Source organism: Bradyrhizobium sp. IC3195 (assembly GCF_020193585.1).
GTDB classification, from domain to species: domain Bacteria; phylum Pseudomonadota; class Alphaproteobacteria; order Rhizobiales; family Xanthobacteraceae; genus Bradyrhizobium; species Bradyrhizobium yuanmingense.
The window spans coordinates 1-461 of record NZ_JADYVG010000093.1 but is presented as its reverse complement, the minus strand read 5'-3'; the positions used below and the strand labels follow the sequence as shown (position 1 = coordinate 461).

Below are 461 nucleotides of genomic sequence, written 5' to 3'. Positions count from 1 at the left end.
GACCACGTTCTGGCGGCGGGCGGCGCTGTTGGTGCGGCCGAACGTCGTGTCGAGGGTGATCTTGGACGACCGGATGTCCGCGCCGACTGCGGTGGTCTCGGCGACGCCGACGGTGGAGCCCGCCAGCTCGGCCTGACGGATGGTCACGCACTGGACCTTCGCCGGGCAGCCCTTGGTGGTGTAGCGGATGTCGACGGGGTTGCTCTTGGACCAGCGTGCCGCAGCCGACTTCACGGGCCAGGTCTGCGAGCCGCTCTTCTTCACTCCCGCGGTGGTGTCGTAGACGTAGATGACGTCCTTCGGCCAGGAGGTGAAGTTGACCGTCGCGGCGTCCGCGGTGAGCACCGAGCCGGGTCCGACCAGCGCGGCGACGAGGAGAGCGGCGAACACGGCGATCGAGGCGAGGATCTTGCGCATGACGGTCCCTGGGGGTTCGGGTGGGACCTGGCGGTCCCTGACAC

General features: G+C 69.2%; 1 protein-coding gene. It reads right to left on the bottom strand.

Annotated features, from left to right (window positions below; genetic code table 11):
- The coding region (locus I6F09_RS37240; protein WP_225190208.1) for a hypothetical protein at positions 1-417 on the bottom strand (417 nt) is incomplete at its 3' end.
- Positions 418-461: the final 44 nt, after the last annotated feature.